General features: G+C 69.6%; 15 protein-coding genes. 7 read left to right on the forward strand and 8 right to left on the reverse strand.

Annotated elements, in window-relative coordinates:
* Positions 1–95: 95 nt before the first annotated feature.
* Both V4Y03_RS11840 and V4Y03_RS11845 read right to left on the reverse strand, forming a co-directional pair.
* Complete coding sequence (locus tag V4Y03_RS11840) at positions 96–392, reverse strand: DUF6412 domain-containing protein (RefSeq protein WP_332434890.1); 297 nt, start codon at positions 390–392, stop codon at positions 96–98.
* Between the two features lie 131 nt (positions 393–523).
* Complete coding sequence (locus V4Y03_RS11845; RefSeq protein ID WP_332434891.1) at positions 524–1,057, reverse strand: winged helix-turn-helix transcriptional regulator; 534 nt, start codon at positions 1,055–1,057, stop codon at positions 524–526.
* Positions 1,058–1,141: 84 nt separating this feature from the next.
* Here V4Y03_RS11845 and V4Y03_RS11850 point away from each other — a divergent pair, with 84 nt between their 5' ends.
* Positions 1,142–2,521 (forward strand): MFS transporter, encoded by a 1,380-nt coding sequence (locus V4Y03_RS11850; RefSeq protein WP_332434892.1) that lies wholly within the window; start codon positions 1,142–1,144, stop codon positions 2,519–2,521.
* A gap of 163 nt (positions 2,522–2,684) precedes the next feature.
* Here the strand turns inward: V4Y03_RS11850 and V4Y03_RS11855 are convergent, their stop codons facing one another.
* Genes V4Y03_RS11855 through V4Y03_RS11865 form a run of 3 tightly spaced genes read right to left on the reverse strand, consistent with a single transcriptional unit; the run spans position 2,685 to position 5,226 of the window.
* Positions 2,685–4,151, reverse strand: a complete 1,467-nt coding sequence (locus V4Y03_RS11855) for a sodium:solute symporter family protein (RefSeq protein ID WP_317874388.1) — start codon at positions 4,149–4,151, stop codon at positions 2,685–2,687.
* A gap of 38 nt (positions 4,152–4,189) precedes the next feature.
* Positions 4,190–4,357: a hypothetical protein gene (locus tag V4Y03_RS11860; RefSeq protein ID WP_317874370.1), complete on the reverse strand. Its 168-nt coding sequence runs from the start codon at positions 4,355–4,357 to the stop codon at positions 4,190–4,192.
* A gap of 50 nt (positions 4,358–4,407) precedes the next feature.
* Complete coding sequence (locus V4Y03_RS11865; RefSeq protein ID WP_332434893.1) at positions 4,408–5,226, reverse strand: class E sortase; 819 nt, start codon at positions 5,224–5,226, stop codon at positions 4,408–4,410.
* A gap of 63 nt (positions 5,227–5,289) precedes the next feature.
* Between V4Y03_RS11865 and V4Y03_RS11870 the strand changes: the two genes are divergently transcribed.
* The 3 genes from V4Y03_RS11870 (at position 5,290) to V4Y03_RS11880 (ending at position 7,942) form a co-directional block, all read left to right on the forward strand.
* Complete coding sequence (locus V4Y03_RS11870) at positions 5,290–6,294, forward strand: hypothetical protein (RefSeq protein WP_332434894.1); 1,005 nt, start codon at positions 5,290–5,292, stop codon at positions 6,292–6,294.
* Positions 6,295–6,421: 127 nt separating this feature from the next.
* The gene (locus V4Y03_RS11875) at positions 6,422–7,381 is read left to right on the forward strand and encodes a NaeI family type II restriction endonuclease (RefSeq protein ID WP_332434895.1); all 960 of its coding nucleotides are present in this window, start codon (positions 6,422–6,424) and stop codon (positions 7,379–7,381) included.
* 69 nt (positions 7,382–7,450) lie between these two features.
* Positions 7,451–7,942 carry a very short patch repair endonuclease gene (locus V4Y03_RS11880; RefSeq protein WP_332434896.1) on the forward strand — a complete coding sequence of 164 codons (492 nt, stop codon included), beginning with the start codon at positions 7,451–7,453 and terminating at the stop codon, positions 7,940–7,942.
* On the opposite strand, the gene V4Y03_RS11885 is transcribed toward V4Y03_RS11880, so the two are convergent.
* The 3 genes from V4Y03_RS11885 to V4Y03_RS11895 all read right to left on the reverse strand — a co-directional run bounded on the left by V4Y03_RS11885 (position 7,943) and on the right by V4Y03_RS11895 (position 10,325).
* Entirely contained in the window at positions 7,943–9,130 is a 1,188-nt protein-coding gene (locus V4Y03_RS11885) for a DNA cytosine methyltransferase (RefSeq protein WP_332434897.1), read from the reverse strand.
* Between the two features lie 178 nt (positions 9,131–9,308).
* The gene (locus V4Y03_RS11890; RefSeq protein ID WP_332434898.1) at positions 9,309–9,512 is read right to left on the reverse strand and encodes a hypothetical protein; all 204 of its coding nucleotides are present in this window, start codon (positions 9,510–9,512) and stop codon (positions 9,309–9,311) included.
* A 144-nt stretch (positions 9,513–9,656) separates the two neighbouring features.
* Positions 9,657–10,325 carry a hypothetical protein gene (locus tag V4Y03_RS11895; protein WP_332434899.1) on the reverse strand — a complete coding sequence of 223 codons (669 nt, stop codon included), beginning with the start codon at positions 10,323–10,325 and terminating at the stop codon, positions 9,657–9,659.
* A 394-nt stretch (positions 10,326–10,719) separates the two neighbouring features.
* Here V4Y03_RS11895 and V4Y03_RS11900 point away from each other — a divergent pair, with 394 nt between their 5' ends.
* The 3 genes from V4Y03_RS11900 to V4Y03_RS11910 all read left to right on the forward strand — a co-directional run bounded on the left by V4Y03_RS11900 (position 10,720) and on the right by V4Y03_RS11910 (position 14,716).
* Positions 10,720–11,406, forward strand: coding sequence for a hypothetical protein (locus V4Y03_RS11900; protein ID WP_332434900.1), 687 nt, complete (start codon positions 10,720–10,722; stop codon positions 11,404–11,406).
* A gap of 65 nt (positions 11,407–11,471) precedes the next feature.
* Positions 11,472–12,884 (forward strand): transcriptional regulator, encoded by a 1,413-nt coding sequence (locus V4Y03_RS11905; RefSeq protein ID WP_332434901.1) that lies wholly within the window; start codon positions 11,472–11,474, stop codon positions 12,882–12,884.
* A 2-nt stretch (positions 12,885–12,886) separates the two neighbouring features.
* Positions 12,887–14,716: a DEAD/DEAH box helicase gene (locus tag V4Y03_RS11910; RefSeq protein ID WP_332434902.1), complete on the forward strand. Its 1,830-nt coding sequence runs from the start codon at positions 12,887–12,889 to the stop codon at positions 14,714–14,716.
* Positions 14,717–14,767 lie beyond the last annotated feature (51 nt).

Raw genomic sequence — 14,767 nt, forward strand, 5'->3', positions numbered from 1 at the left:
CCTCCGTGGGGTCTCGTCGTGCCGGGGAGATTCGGGTCTCGGCATGACGGATCCGCGTGAGGGGTGTCCGGGTGATGGGGTGGTGCGGGAGCTCCCTACGCGGCCGTCAGGAGGGGACGGCCGGGAGCGCGGGGTCTGCGCCGCCCTGCGGCGTCGGGATCGCGCTGGGGCAGGAAGGCGGTGCGGCGCTCGCGGTCGCGTATGGCGGTGCGGACGGCGGTGGGCGGCACCGCCAGGGCCGTACGGGCTCCGAAGAGGGCGCACACGACGCCGGTCGCGGCGAGGGCGACGGCGGCGGAGACGCTCGCACCGTCGGAGAGCAGGAGGTCGGCGACGGCGAGGAGGAAGAACAGTGGCGCGACGATGCGCAGGACCAGGGCCCTGATCGTCATCCCGTCACCCCCTCTCGGCGTTCCGTTCCCCTCGACGGTACAGCGTCCGTCGACTTCGGTCTCACGGTGAGGACGCGCGGGGAGGCCCGAGAGTTCCCGTACCCGCCGTGCCGGCCGGGCTCCGCCCGACGTCAGTTCTGCTCCAGCGGGACCAGGAGGCGGCGGGGGTGGAGCAGGGCGCGGCTGACGGGGTCGGCGGGGTCCCGGTCGAGCCCGGATCCCGGCCGCATCTCGACGTCGGCGGGCGGCACGGCGACACGGCAGGCGGGGCATTCGCCGTACGGGCCGAGTTCGGTGCCGCAGTCGGCGTGGTGGAAGTGGCGTACGGGTACGGCCCCGGGCGCCTCGGTCCTGCCCCAGGCACCGAGGGAGCGCAGGACCGGCCAGAGGGCGAGGCCGCGCTCGGTGAGCAGGTACTCGTCGCGCGGGGGCGACTCCTGGTAGCGCCGCCGGCCGAGGACGCCGGCCTCGACGAGGGCCTGGAGGCGGGCGGCGAGGACGGCGCGGGGGGCGCCGAGGTGGACGAGGAAGTCGCTGTAGCGCCGGACGCCGTAGAAGGCGTCGCGCACGACGAGCAGGGTCCAGCGCTCCCCGACGACCTCCAGGGCGCGGGCGATGGAGCACTGCTGGTGGGCGTAGTCCTTGCCGAGAGCCATGGGATCCATCGTACCCAATCAAGGTTCAATGAACGAACCTAACTGGTACGGTGAGTTCAGTCACCGAACCGACCGACGGTGGAGGTCCCTGTCATGCTCCAGCCCGCCACCACCGAGGCCGCCCCCCGGTCACCCGGCCGCGCCGGCCGGCCCGGGGCCGCCCTCGCCGTCACCGCCGCCGCCACCGCCGTCGCGCTGATGAACTACACGGCCCCGATGCTCACGCTCCCCGACATGGCCGCCGCCTTCGCGACCCCGGCCTCGGCCCAGGCCTGGCTGCTCAACGGCACCCCGCTCGGCCTCGCCGTACTCCTCCTCGTGGCCGGCAGCCTCGCCGACGCGCACGGGCGCCGCCGGATCTTCCTCCTCGGCACCCTCACCCTCGGCCTCACCACCGCCCTCGGCGCCCTCGCGGGCTCCACGCTCACCTTCACCGCCGCCCGGATCGCCCAGGGCGCGGCGAGCGCGGCGGTCCTCGCGGGCAGCCTGGGCCTGCTCGCCCACGCGTACCCGGCGGGCCGGGACAGGATCAGGGCGACGGGCATCTGGGGGGCCTCGGTCAGCGGCGGCATCGCACTCGGCCCCCTGCTCGCGGGCGCGCTGAGCCTGGCGGACTGGCGGCTGGCGTACGGGGTACTGGGCGCGGCGGCGCTGGCGACGGCGGCGGTGGGGGCGCGGACGCTGACCGCCGACGGACCGGCACCTGAGCGGTCCCGTTCCCGCCCCGACATCACCGGAGCGGTCACTCTCGGCCTCGCCCTGGCGGCCCTGCTCACCGCCCTCACTCTCGGCCGGGACGGCTGGCTGCGGGCCCCGGTGGGTCTCCTGCTCCTGGCATCGGCCGCCCTGACGGCGCTCTTCGTGGTCGTCGAGCATCGGAGCCGGGCGCCCATGGTGGACCTGGCCCTGCTGCGGAGGCCCACGTTCCTGGCGTCGACGCTGGGGGCGCTGTTCACGGGCCTGGCGGTGATCGGGCTGTTCAGCGTGGTGCCCGCGCTGCTCCAGGGCGGGGCCGGAATGTCGCCGCTCGGCGCGGCGTCGCTGTTCCTGCTCTGGTCGGGCACGGCGTTCGTGGCGGCCCTCCAGGCCCGCCGCCTCGCGGGCCGGCTCTCCGCCGCGTACCAGCTGGCGCTGGGCTTCGCCCTGTCGGCGTCAGGGGTCCTCGCTCTGCTCGGCGGGCTCGAAGGCCCCTGGCCGCGCCTGCTCCCCGGGCTGGTGGTGGCGGGCGTGGGCAGCGGCCTCCTGAACGCCGCGCTCCCCCGGCTCGCGGTCGACTCCGTACCGCCGGAGCGGGCGGCGATGGGCTCGGGCGCCAACAACACCGCCCGCTACATCGGCTCCTCGGCCGGGGTGGCCCTGACGCTGGCCCTGGTGCCGGCGGGCCCGGACACGACGCTCCTGGTCTCGGCGGGGCTGGCGCTCACGGGCGCGGCGCTCACGCTCGTACTGGGCGGACGGCGGCGCGAGCGGTGACGGGCGCCGGGATCAGGCCCGCACGGGGCGGACGGCCGCACCCGCACTGACCGACGCCGGGATCAGGCCCGTACGGGGCGGACGGCGGCCCGAGCGGTGACGGGCGCCGGGGATCAGGCCCGCACGGGGCGGACGGCCGCACCCGCACTGACCGGCCCCGGGATCAGGCCCGCACACCACCGACCGCCGCCTCGGTGAACTCCTCCAGGGCGAGCACCTCGTCGTCGGGGCGCTCGTCGCCGCGGTCCGGAGGCCCGTACAGGCTGACGGGGACGGCCACGGCGAGGTTGGCGACGAGGGCGAGCAGCCCCGCGTTGACGCCCCAGAGCGGATCGTTCCCGGAGAAGACCAGCGCGCAGACGAGCGCGACGCCCATCGCGAGCCCGCACACCCCGCCCACCAGGGTCATCCGCCGCCACACCAGACCCAGCAGCACCAGCGGAAGCAGCTGGGCCATCCCCTCGTAGGAGATGAGGGAGAGGCGTACGAGGGTGTTGGGGGCGGTGTACGTCATGAGGAGGGCGAGCGCCCCCGCGACCACGACCACCAACTGCGAGAGCCCCTTCTCGCGGGCGCGCAGCCGTGGCGCGAGGCTGAGCACGCTCCGCCCCCACATGGTGCCGATGACCAGCATGAACACGGCCATCGGCACGATCGAGGAGAGCGCCGCCGCGACCCCGACGAGCCCGACGGCCCAGGCGGGCAGGGAGTCCGTGACCAGCTCGAACAGCGCGAGGTTCGACTCGGCGCCGACGAGCCCGGGGACGACGAAGAGCGCGGCCATGCCGAGCAGCATGGGGACGAAGAGCAGCACGTTGTACGCGGGCAGCCAGACGGCGTTGCGGCGCAGGGTGTCGGCGTCGCGGGCGCCGAGGTAGCCGGCGACGGTGGTGGGGAAGATGACGACGGTGAGGGAGTTGAGGACGGTGGTGGAGGCGAACCAGCCGACGCCGTACCCGCTCTCCTCGCCGCCGTGTCCGGGCAGTTTCAGCCACTCGCTCTTCTCGTCGACGAGCCGCCCGAAGAACTCCCCGAACCCGCCGAAGTAGTGCAGCGGCACGTACACGAAGAGGAAGCCCAGGGTGAGGATGACCAGCGCGTCCTTGAGCACGGACACCCAGGCGCTCCCGCGCAGCCCGCTCACCACGACGAAGCCGGTGGTGACGGCGAAGGCGAGGAAGTAGGCGGGGTTCAGGCCGATCGTGCCGTACGAGATCGTGGACACGACCACGCCCATGCCGGTGATCTGGAGCTGGATGTACGGCAGCAGGAAGACGGTCGCGAGGACGGCGACGGCGGCGCCGAGCCAGGGCCGGCGGTAGCGGTGGGCGGCCATGTCGCTGATCGCGACGAGGCCGTGCTTGCGGGCGTACCCCCAGAGCATGGGCCCGACGACGTAACCCACGGCGTAGCCGCAGGACATGTAGGCGACGACGTAGAGCACCGGGGCGCCGTAGTTGTACCCCCACCCGGCGGCGCCGAGGTAGCTGAAGCTGGTGTACCCCTCCCCGGCCATCAGCACCCAGATGAAGACGGGGCCGAGCGAACGCCCGCCGACCGACCAGGCGTCGAGCCCGCCGGTCTGGTGCCGGCGGACGGCGAGCAGCCCGAGGGCGACGGTCAGCACCATGAAGACCGCGAAGACGGAGACGGCGACGGCGGCGGAACTCACGACCGGTCACCCCGCCGCGCGAGGCCGACGGCGACGGGAGTGAGGAGGGTCGCCCCGAACAGCCAGAGGACGAACAACGGCACCCGGTTCACGAACGGCAGCGCGACGACGAACAGGAGGTACGGAACGAGGAGCCACAACAGCTGGGGCCGGCGTCTGATCACCCGGTCGAGACTAGCCACGGGTCCGGCTGGGGCTCCGGCCACGGGCCCGGCTACCGGACGAGCTTCGCCCAGACGACGAGCCGGTAGGTGCTGCTGAACTCGGGGGTGCAGGTGGTGAGGGTGAGATAGGCGCCGGGGGCGTCGTACCCGTACGAGGGCTTGACGAGGGACCGGGGCACGGGCCGGATGACGCCCACGTCGCGGGGAGCGGTCTGCCGCAGGACCTGGTCGACGCGGTAGACGTACGTACGCGCGCGCGTGCGTACGGAGATCTCGTCCCCCTCCTCCAGCCGGTTGATGTACCGGAAGGGCTCGCCATGGGTGTTCCGGTGCCCGGCGAGCGCGAAGTTCCCGACGCGCCCGGGGTCGCCGGTGCCCGAGTAGTGCCCGACGTACCCCTTGTCGAGGACGGAACGCTTGGAGACGCCGTGGGCGACGGGAACGGTGAGGCCGAGCCGGGGGATACGGAGGACGGCGAAGGCGTCGGAGCGGGAGGTGCCGGGAGAGGCGGGCTCGCCGGCGGATCCGGCGGAGGCGCCTGCCGACGCACCGTCGTCCGGACGATCGCCGACGACCGAGTCCTCGTCGGCCGGATCCCCACCGGGTGTCTGCCCGCCGACGGTCGGATCTCCCAGGGTCTGCTCGGGCAGCGGCACGGCCCACTCCTGCTCCAGGGCGCGCACCTGGTCGAGGGCCTCGGCGCGGGCCTCCAGATTGGTCCACCAGAGCTGATGGACGACAAGGAGCAGGACGAGAACCCCACAGGTGACGACGGTCTCGGCGCACACGAACAGCACGCGGGCACCCGAACGGCGCCGTCCTCGCGACTGGACGACGACCGGTATCCGCTGCCCCACCCTGGCCCGCACGCGGGGCACGATATGCGCTGGGGCGCCAACTCTCCAGGCCCGTACAGCAGTACGGTGGAGAGCATGCGCCCCGACACGCCTGCCGCCCACACCACCGAAGCCGAGCGCCTGCTGCGCACCGCCGGGCAGTACCCCGGGGACAGGGAAGCCCTGTCCCTGCGGGCCGCGGCCCACCTGGAACTGGCGGGCGACCGCCCCGCGGCGACGGCCCTCTACGACGCCCTGCTGTCCGGCACGCCGGCGAACCCGCTCCTGATCAGGGCGCTGAAGGCGGCGAACCTGTGGGAGTACGGCCACGAGGCCGAGGCCCGCGCGATCATCGACGGGGTACGGCGGGCCAGGCCGACGGACGCGGCGCCGTGGGAGATCACGGCGGAGACGCTGGAGGCCCACGACGAGCTGGAGGCGGCGGAGTCGACCCTGACGGAGGCGGCGACGCTGCTGGCCGGCTCGGCGGAACTCCCCCACGCGACGCAGTCCCTGTTGATGACCCGCCACCGGGTCCGCAGGATGCTGGCGCTCCCGCACGACGACTGGGACGAGCTGGCGGACCGGCTGCACACGGCGGCGGTACCCCTGGACGAACTCCACGACCCGAAGCGCCTGTGGTCACTGGGCTCCTCGGACCCGGCGGAACTCCGGGCGGAGATCGCCCGCCTCCGCTCGGAACTGGGCACGTACCGCACGGCCCTCTCCCGCCCGTTCCCGGTGGCGGTCCTCCACTGGCCGGAACGCGAACTGGACGAGCTGCTGGCGGCGTACCCGGAACTGGAAGCCGAATACCCCACATACACGGCCCACCTCACGGACCTGGAAGCCTCCCTCCGAGAACTCGCCCAGGCAGGCACCCCGAACCTGGGCATCGTAAAAGCCACGGTCCCCTCCTACGAAGCCTTCGCAGCCTCGGAATCCACCCACCCCTCCCACCCGGACCTCCTCCCCCAGTACGCAACAACACTGGCGGCCAGGGGCCGAGCGACGGCGTGGCCGCCGGGGTGGGGGGCGGAGTGCTGGTGCGGGGCTGCGCGGAGTTATGGGGAGTGCCACGGAGGTCCGGAGCAGGGGTAGAGAAGCGAGGTCGCACAGCCGGGGGTCAGCACAGCAGATGACAATGTCCTTGCCGGCCCCATGACATCCGGCAACGGCCACGTCATGCTCCCTCCCTCATCAGTTGTTCGCAGACAGGACCTGGCGCTTGCTCCCCTTCGATGTCACCGCCGCCTTGAACATCCAGGCACAGACCCAGCTAGATGAAGACGTCGAACTCGCCGCCGTCTGGAACCATCTCCGCCAGATGGACTCCGCCGAGCGGCGTTTCGCCCGTGCCCTCCGCGACACGATCGACCAGCTGCTCAACGGCGAGGACACGGGGCGCTACGACTGGAAGTCGCTCTACAAAACCGAGAAGACGCACGCCGGCACGCTGGTGGAGATCAAGCTCCAGCGCGAGTTCAGGTTCGACGACGGCATCGACATGGACTACCGCATCGCCGGCATCGACGTGGACTGCAAGTACTCACAGCAGTTCGGTGCGTGGATGATTCCGCCGGAGGCCCGGGGCCACCTCTGCCTCCTGGTGTGGGCCAACGACCAGAAGAGCCTGTGGAGCGCGGGCGTCATCCGGATCAGAGACGAATGGCTGAACCAGGGCAACAACCGCGATCTGAAGCTCACCGTGAAAGCCGAGCACCGCGACAAGATCGTCTGGCTCTGGCGTGACGCGGACCTGCCCGAGAACGTCCTGCTGCACATGGATCCGGCCGACCGAGCAGCCGTCTTCGCTCACAAGTCCGGGCAGTCCAAGCTCAACGAACTCTTCCGGCGCGTACAGAACCGCAGGATCGGCCGGAACGTGATCCGTACCGTTGCCCAGCAGAAGGACTACATGAAGCGCGTCCGCGGGAACGGCGGTTCCCGCTCGGCACTGCGTGAGCACGGGTTCCTCATCATGGGGGACTACGAGAGCCACCGGCGCATCGCTGTCGGCCTTGGCGTACCCGTCCCTCAGGAAGGCGAATTCGTCAGCACCCGCGTTGTCGAAGTGCCGCCCGGTACGGACCGCCGCAGCGTCGCACTGGACGGCCGTCTGTGGGCATGCGCTACGGCGGACGAGGCCGCGGCAGCCGGTCCTTCCCTCCCGGCTCACACCGCCTAGGGGTACCTCGTCCGCAAGAGCACGACCGGAGTCAGACCACGGGGTGGCGAACTGGAGGACCATAGCCGTATGCCTCAGCCGAGCCCCACGTCAGACTGGTCACCGCCGGAAGGCTCGTGGGCGTCGTCAGCCGCCCGGCGCCGGAACATGCAAGCGATCCGCAGCCGTGACACCAAGCCGGAGCAGTTGGTACGAAGACTCCTGCACGCTCAGGGGCTGCGCTACCGCGTCTCGGCCCGGCCTCTGCCGGATCTCCGGCGCACTGCGGACATCGTCTTCCGGCCGGTGAAGGTGGCTGTGTTCATCGATGGCTGCTACTGGCACGGATGCCCGGAGCATTACGTCGCCCCCAAGACCAACCCCGGCTACTGGTCCGGCAAAGTCGCCCGGAACATGGCCCGTGACGGTGACACCGACCAGCGTCTCAAGGACGCCGGCTGGACGGTGCTCCGGTTCTGGGAGCACGAATCCGCAGAGGCATGCGCCGCCCGGATCGCGCACGAAGTCGCACAGCGCCGTGCCCCCGCTCACGGCGAGGGCACGGACGCCGAACCGGGCTGATCAGCGCTGCTGGGCGTCGCGCTCCCGCGCCGCCTTCAGTACCTCCATGATCGACTTGCCCACGGCGGCCGCGACGGGCGGCGGGAATGCATTCCCCACCTGCCGGTACTGCGCGGTCTTGCCGCCCTCGAAAATCCAGTCCTCAGGGAAGCCCTGGACGATCGCCGCCTGCTGGACCGTGAGCATCGGGCCGTCCGCGCCGAAGAGGTCGCGCTCCTCGGACTGCTTCGTCTCGCAGGTCTCCATGTCGTTGGCCACACCCAGGCCGGAAACGCCGAGCTGCTTCCAGGCAGCCTTGGCTCGGCTAGGCCCGAGATCAGCGCCACCATGCTTCTTCGAGCCGCCGACAAGAGTGGGCGCGATACCTCCGCCCTTGCCCTTGAGCTCGGCTTCCCGGCGCGTCGCCGTGTCCAGCCAGGCCGCATAGGCGTCCTTCGCCCGCTGGCCGTGAACGCCGCCGAAGTAGCGCTTGTAGCGGTCGTGCATCGTCGGCTGGAGCGCCTTCGCGATGCTGACCGGCTCCTCGTGCGTAGCCGTGGGCCATTCGTACTTCAGGTCCTCAGCCACGTCATTACGCAGAGCAACGAGAATGGCTCGCGGGCGGAGCTGCGGGACACCGAAATCACTCGCCTCCAGGACATCCCACGCGCACACCTTGTAGCCGAGCCCCGGATCGTAAGTGACTGTCCCGTTCTCTGCCCGGTAATCACCACTCTGCAGCCGCGCCCTGATGTAGTCGCGGTAGTCCGAGAACTTGGGATCCATGATCCCCCGCACGTTCTCGATCATGACTGCCCTGGGGTTGAGCAATTCGACGAGTTCCAGCATGCGAGGAAAGAGGTCGCGCTCGTCATCCTTGCCGAGCTGCTTGCCCGCATGCGAGAAAGGAGGGCACGGCACGCCTCCGGCCAACAGGTCAAGGCCATCGCGCAGCCACTTCTCCCCAGCCTTTTCCAAGTGCTTGGCCGGGTCGAACTTCTTTACATCCGCATGGAGAACATCGCAGTTCTCCTTCTCCCATCGCCACGCTTTCTGCGTGTCGATGTTCTTCCGCAGCGTCGCCGCCGCGTGCGGGTCGATCTCGACGAGCGCCAGATGCCTGAAACCCGCTTGGTGCAGCCCGATGGCCTGCCCGCCGGCTCCAGCACAGATCTCGACCGAGGTGAACTCCGACTCAGTGCTGGCCATGCACCCTCCTTCGAACCCGAACCCTGCTGGCATCCTGTACCACCAGCCATCACAGAGGGTGACATGCCCCACTGACAACGCCCCACAAGTGTGCGGCATCCGCGGGCTTCTCCTTACCCCGCATGCGTGAGAAGCGGAGTGCGGCGCGTCCGCTCCCGGCGGACTCCGGAATGTCCCGCTAGTCTCCCGCCCCCGCCAGGAACGTCAGGAACACGATCATCAGCGTGAGCGCGCCCGCGAACGCGACGAACCCCAGCATGATCGACGCCGGCGCGGACCGCTGGTCCCACCGTGCGAGCGCGACAGTACCCGCGGCGGCGATGAGTGCCACGAGAACGGCGACACAGGCCGCGACGACCACGGTCAGCGAGATGTGCAGCATGACGCAGTGACTCCAAGCGAGAGGTGAATGGCAGGCAGCCCTCAGCCGGGCGCCACGGTAACCGGGGCGGACAGGCGCGTCTCACCCCGTGCTGGTGCTCTCTTCGGCTGTTCCCCGGGCATGCCGCGAGGGCCGCACGGGGTGCTACCCCCGCTCATCCCCTCCCCGGGGCAGGCTCGCCCGCATGATCAGCTCGGCCGAACTCGCGAGACCGGCGCCCATCAAGGCGAGGGCTAGCCGCATGGTGCCGTCAGCGCTGCGCTGACCGTCGGCGAGCAGAAGCGTCTCGGCCAAGTCCAGGTCGCTGGTGACGTGCAACGCGCTCACCGCGTCACAGAACTCGGCCTCGCTCAGCGTCCGGCTGGCAGACCAGGCCGTCCCGATGAGGTGCCGCAGGTCGCCGGACGACCGCGCCGCCCTCAGGACCGCCAGCGCTTCCCTCGTCCTGTCGCTCGCCTTGTCGTTCGCCTTGTCGTTTTCGCCGCTGTGCCGGTCCCCCGCCGGTCCCGTTGCCGGAACGGTGCCGGGCAGCAGGAAGGGCTCCTGCGGAACCGGCCTCACGGGGCTGGAATCGGCGATGACCGACGCGGCCCGCTGGTCACGGTCGCCCTTCGTCAGCGCCCGCGCCCGAAGCCCCTCAAGCTCGGCAAGGCCGACCGGCAGCTCCGCGGAAGCAGAGTGCCGCCGCACCACGTGGTAGATCTCACGGAGCTTGTGCACGCGCGGCATACGGCGCCCGCTCCAGTAGTTGGACAACGTGCTGAGCGGGACCGCCAACTGGCTTGCGCGGGCCCCCTGCTTCTCGGAGCCCATCGCCCGGATGAGGGCGCGGAACTGCCCCGCGAAGGCCCTGCGCTCGGGGCTGCACCCCGTCCAAAACGTCTCACGAACCTGGCCCAAAGCGGCCACCGAACCTCCAAGAGGCGTGCGGATGTGACAGGAAATCAGTCTGACGTGATCAAGTACTGGGCGCGCAACCAGGAACGCATCATTCCGCCCGAGTTGATGTTTGCGTTACGGCGGTTCTGGGTTCCGGTGTTTGCGCTTTCGGGCCGCTCCTGTCACGGGTGTTTGCGTTGGGCCGCAAACACCCGTGACAGCTTGATCTCTTCGGTTCCGTACCTGTCCAATGGAAGCCCCCGACGCGGGGCGTCGGCAGCCGTAAGCGGCAATCTTCCGCGAATCAGGTAATAAGGAGAGAATCTCGATGAACGCTGACATTCCCTCGTGGCAGAACAGCAAGCAGGGGACGATGATCCGCTGTGCGCTGTGGCTCGTCACCGAAGTCGGCGTGGGGGAGATCTTCACGAAGACCCAGCTGCGTGAGGCTTTCCCGGAGACCTCGCAGATCGACCGCCGCATGCGGGACCTCCGCGTACATGGCTGGAATATCGCCACGAACCGGGAAGATCCCACCCTTTCTCCTCACGAGCACCGATTCGTCGAGATGGGCGCCGAGGTCTGGAAGCCCGGACAGGCACGGGCCAAGTCGGCCGCTGCCGCTGTTACCGCTCCGCAGCGCCGTGAGATCCTCGACAGGGACGATCACCTCTGCCGGGTCTGCGGTATCGCCGCCGGCGAGGTCTACGACGGAGGCGTCGAGACCGCGCAGCTGGACATCGCCCGCCGCGAGGTACTGAAGCCCGGTGGCAAGGTCATCGAAATGGTCATCGAGTGCCGCAGGTGCAGGATCGGTGGCCGGGGCCAGCAGACTGATGTGACGGACGTGCTCAGCCGGCTGCGAAGGATGAGCGGGGTGGAGCGCGAGCTCTTCGCGCAGTGGGTGGCCACGGACCGCCGCGACTTCAGCGCCATGGAAAGGCTCTGGGGGGAGTACCGGAGCCTGCCGGCCGAATCTCGCGAGACCGTCCGCGCGGCGGTCGGCCGTTCGTAGCGTGCTGGTCCGGCCGGTCTGGAAGGAAGAAGGGCTGGGGCCCTGAGTTGAGGAGACCTGTGGGGATGCTGAGGTTCAACCTTCCGCCGAAGGGCGAGAAGAACACCGAGTTCGTCGCGCGACGGCTCCGTGAGACGACGGAAGGTGACGCGGTCCCCGAGACCGTCACCGTGGAATGGAACGGTCGGCCGCTTCATGTCGGTGTCATCGACATGCCGTTGCGCGACGTGTATTTCAACCCGGCGACACACCGGATCAGAGCTCAGCGTGATCACGACCCCGTACTGGCCCGCGGATTGCAGGAAGACCCCTGGCAGCCGGAGAGCCAGAACTACCTGCACCGCCTGCTCATGGGGAAGCCCGCCAACCCGGACGAGACCGACCCGGACTTCGAAGCACTGATGGAGAGCCTGCGGTCAGTCGACCAGCAGGAGCCAGGGCTGATGACGCACGAGGGCATCCTCGTCAACGGCAATACCCGGGCGGCCGCCCTGCGCCGGCTGGGACAGTCCTCTATTCGAGTCGGTGTACTGCCCCAGTCCTTTACCTGGGAAGACATCAACGCGGTTGAACTGACGCTTCAGCTGCGCCCCGACAAGCGCCGGGACTACTCGTACATCAACCGCCTGATCGCCATGGAAGAGCAGGAACTCATGGGGCGCGAAGCGGCTGACATCGCGCGCGACTTCCACATCCAGCTCAAGACGTTCAAGCAGGAGCGGTGGATCCTCAGTGTGATCCGGGACATGATCGAGCGCAGCGCCACACCAGATGGCGCCCAGCTCGCCCTTTCGGATTTCGAGGGTCACCAGGAGAACCTGAAGGAACTGCACCGCACCTTCACGAAGGTGTACGCATCCAGTCAGGAGAAGGCGGAGCGCGTCAAGGAGAACAGGATCGCCGCGATCGTCCTGGACTTCGCCAAGACGAAGACACGCGTCATCGGAGAGGACTTCCAGGGCAACTACCTGGAAGAGAGCCTCCCCAGCCTGTTCCAGACCACCGACGCCGAGGAGGCGGAGCCGGCGGGAATCGCGATTCCCGGCCTCTCGGTCACAGTGGCCCCGCCCTCGAACCCGGTGGTACGGGCTCGGGCGGTGACCGACCAGATCCTGCAGGCCCGCGCCACCGAGACATCCCGCCACCTCACGGCTGACGTGCGTGAGGCAGCGCAGCGGGAAGTGGTCGCCGCGCGGAAGGGAATGCGCCGTGCGCTGGACGCGGCGGAGCGGGACGACCGCCTGAAGAAGGTCCGGCAGACCACCGCCGAGCGCCTTGACGACGCACGCGCCGCGATCGACCAGAGCGTGAGCGACCTCGTCCAGGCCCTCGGGAGCAACAGCCTGGACGAGGAGAGCTTCGACAGCGCCCTCCTCAGGGTCAGGGGAAGTCTGGCGAAGCTGGCCCGTCAGGCCAGTCGTGGTGTGTCCACCCACGGCGAAGGCGTCACCTGGCTGATCAAGACGAGCGGAGACTGAAAGTGGCCGGCGACGAGGAGCCGTCGCTCAGACTGGACTTCGATGAGACCCGGACCAAGGTGGTGTTCCGTGCCCAGGCTGATGGGCAGGAACACCTGGTCCGGTTCGTCGCCCGGTACGGCAGCGGAAGCCAGCGTGGCACTCTGGCCGCAGAAGTGGATCTGGAGGAGTTCCTCTCACAGCTCACGTTGCTCAGGCACTGGCACGATCCGGCCAGCGTGCGCTTCGCACCCGACCTCCAGTCACTCGCGGAGGGGTCGGTGCGGGACTCCCAGGCGGTCGAGGCCCGTATCAATGCCGGGACTCAGGGCACGGAGGTCTCAGGAGAGATCTCCGCTTCCGCCATAGCCGACCACCTGGGTGACACCTGGGTGGCGCCGCTGACCAGCTTTCAGAAGAGGGACATCGGCAAGCTGCTGTCCCTGACCCACGGGGCGAACTTCAGCGTGCCGGGGGCGGGGAAGACCCGCACCGCCCTGGCCGTGTACACGGCCCTCCGCCGCGCCGGGAAGGCCAGGAGACTGCTCGTGGTCGGCCCGAAGTCCGCGTACGAGGCGTGGACCGATGAGGCGGCCGGCTGTTTCACCGAGCCTCCAGTCGTCCGGGTCTTCACGCAGCGACCGGACAGCGACGCGGAGATCCTGCTCGTCAACTACGAGAGGCTGAGCCGGTACCAGGCCGTCCTCGCCGACTGGCTGGTCTCCGCGCCGTCCATGATGGTGCTAGACGAGGCTCACCGGATGAAGCTCGGTGTCCGCGGCACCTACGGTGCCAGCTGCATGGCGCTGGGGCCGCTGGCCCGGCACCGGCTCATCCTGACGGGGACCCCGGCCCCCAACGGCGCCAAGGACCTGGAAAGCCTGCTCTCGTTCGTCTGGCCCGGCCACGGACGACGGGCTGTGGACAGGGCGGTGAGCGGAGGCGACCTCAGCCACGCGAGCCGGGTGCTGCGTCCGCTGTTCACCCGCACCACGAAAAGCGAGCTCCAGCTCCCGCCGGTAGACGTGCGGGTGAAGTACGTGGAGCTCCCGGAGGCACACAGAAGGCTCTATTCGGCCCTCAGGAACCAGCTGACCGGCCTCCAGGACCGGGAGCAGGAAGAGTTCGCCCGGCTGGGCAAGGTCCTCGTCTACCTTCTGATGGCCAGCACGAACCCGGCGCTGCTGGAATCCGGGTCCGACCGCTACGAGCCCCTCCCCTTCTTCGTGCCCCCGCTACGGCCCGCGGACGGCCTTCCGCTGAAGGAACTCATGCGGGATCTGCCTCGCTACGAGACATCGCCGAAGTACGAAGCCGTGCTCCGGACCGTGACGGACAACGCCCGCGCAGGCCGCAAGACGCTCGTCTGGTCGACCTTCGTGAGGAACCTGACCACCCTCGCAAGGGCGCTGGACCCCCTCCAGCCCGCAGTGGTCCACGGCGGCACTCCGGACCGTGACGAGCAGATCCGCAGGTTCCGGGAGGACCCGGACTGCATGGTCCTCCTGTCCAACCCGGCCACGCTCGGCGAGGGAATCAGCCTCCACCACGTCTGTCATGACGCGGTCTACCTCGACCGCGATTTCGCGGCGGGACGCTACCTGCAGAGCCTTGACCGGATTCACCGCCTCGGTCTTGCCCCAGACACGGAGACACGTGTGACCGTGCTGATCGCCCAGGGCACCGTCGACAACATCGTGCATGAACGCCTCGGGCGAAAGCTTGAGTTCATGGGCCAGATCCTGGATGACGACGTGGTCCGGGAACTGGCAGATCCGGAGGAGGACCTCGCACCCTGGGGTATGGACGCCACCGATCTCCGTGCACTCATAGGGCACCTCGAATCCTGCTGACGCCCCGTCCCCTCGTACGCTCGAAGGACCACCCGCCCCACCGAAAGGCCC

Source organism: Streptomyces sp. P9-A4 (assembly GCF_036634195.1).
Lineage (GTDB): Bacteria > Actinomycetota > Actinomycetes > Streptomycetales > Streptomycetaceae > Streptomyces.

Excerpts from the sequence above, each read along its gene's own strand:
- V4Y03_RS11840 (WP_332434890.1), bottom strand. The coding sequence starts at position 392 with ATGACGATCAGGGCCCTGGTCCTGCGCATCGTCGCGCCACTGTTCTTC.
- V4Y03_RS11845 (WP_332434891.1), bottom strand. The coding sequence starts at position 1,057 with ATGGATCCCATGGCTCTCGGCAAGGACTACGCCCACCAGCAGTGCTCC.
- V4Y03_RS11850 (WP_332434892.1), top strand. The coding sequence starts at position 1,142 with ATGCTCCAGCCCGCCACCACCGAGGCCGCCCCCCGGTCACCCGGCCGC.
- V4Y03_RS11855 (WP_317874388.1), bottom strand. The coding sequence starts at position 4,151 with ATGGTGCTGACCGTCGCCCTCGGGCTGCTCGCCGTCCGCCGGCACCAG.
- V4Y03_RS11870 (WP_332434894.1), top strand. The coding sequence starts at position 5,290 with ATGCGCCCCGACACGCCTGCCGCCCACACCACCGAAGCCGAGCGCCTG.
- V4Y03_RS11880 (WP_332434896.1), top strand. The coding sequence starts at position 7,451 with ATGCCTCAGCCGAGCCCCACGTCAGACTGGTCACCGCCGGAAGGCTCG.
- V4Y03_RS11885 (WP_332434897.1), bottom strand. The coding sequence starts at position 9,130 with ATGGCCAGCACTGAGTCGGAGTTCACCTCGGTCGAGATCTGTGCTGGA.
- V4Y03_RS11890 (WP_332434898.1), bottom strand. The coding sequence starts at position 9,512 with ATGCTGCACATCTCGCTGACCGTGGTCGTCGCGGCCTGTGTCGCCGTT.
- V4Y03_RS11895 (WP_332434899.1), bottom strand. The coding sequence starts at position 10,325 with ATGGGCTCCGAGAAGCAGGGGGCCCGCGCAAGCCAGTTGGCGGTCCCG.
- V4Y03_RS11900 (WP_332434900.1), top strand. The coding sequence starts at position 10,720 with ATGAACGCTGACATTCCCTCGTGGCAGAACAGCAAGCAGGGGACGATG.
- V4Y03_RS11905 (WP_332434901.1), top strand. The coding sequence starts at position 11,472 with ATGCTGAGGTTCAACCTTCCGCCGAAGGGCGAGAAGAACACCGAGTTC.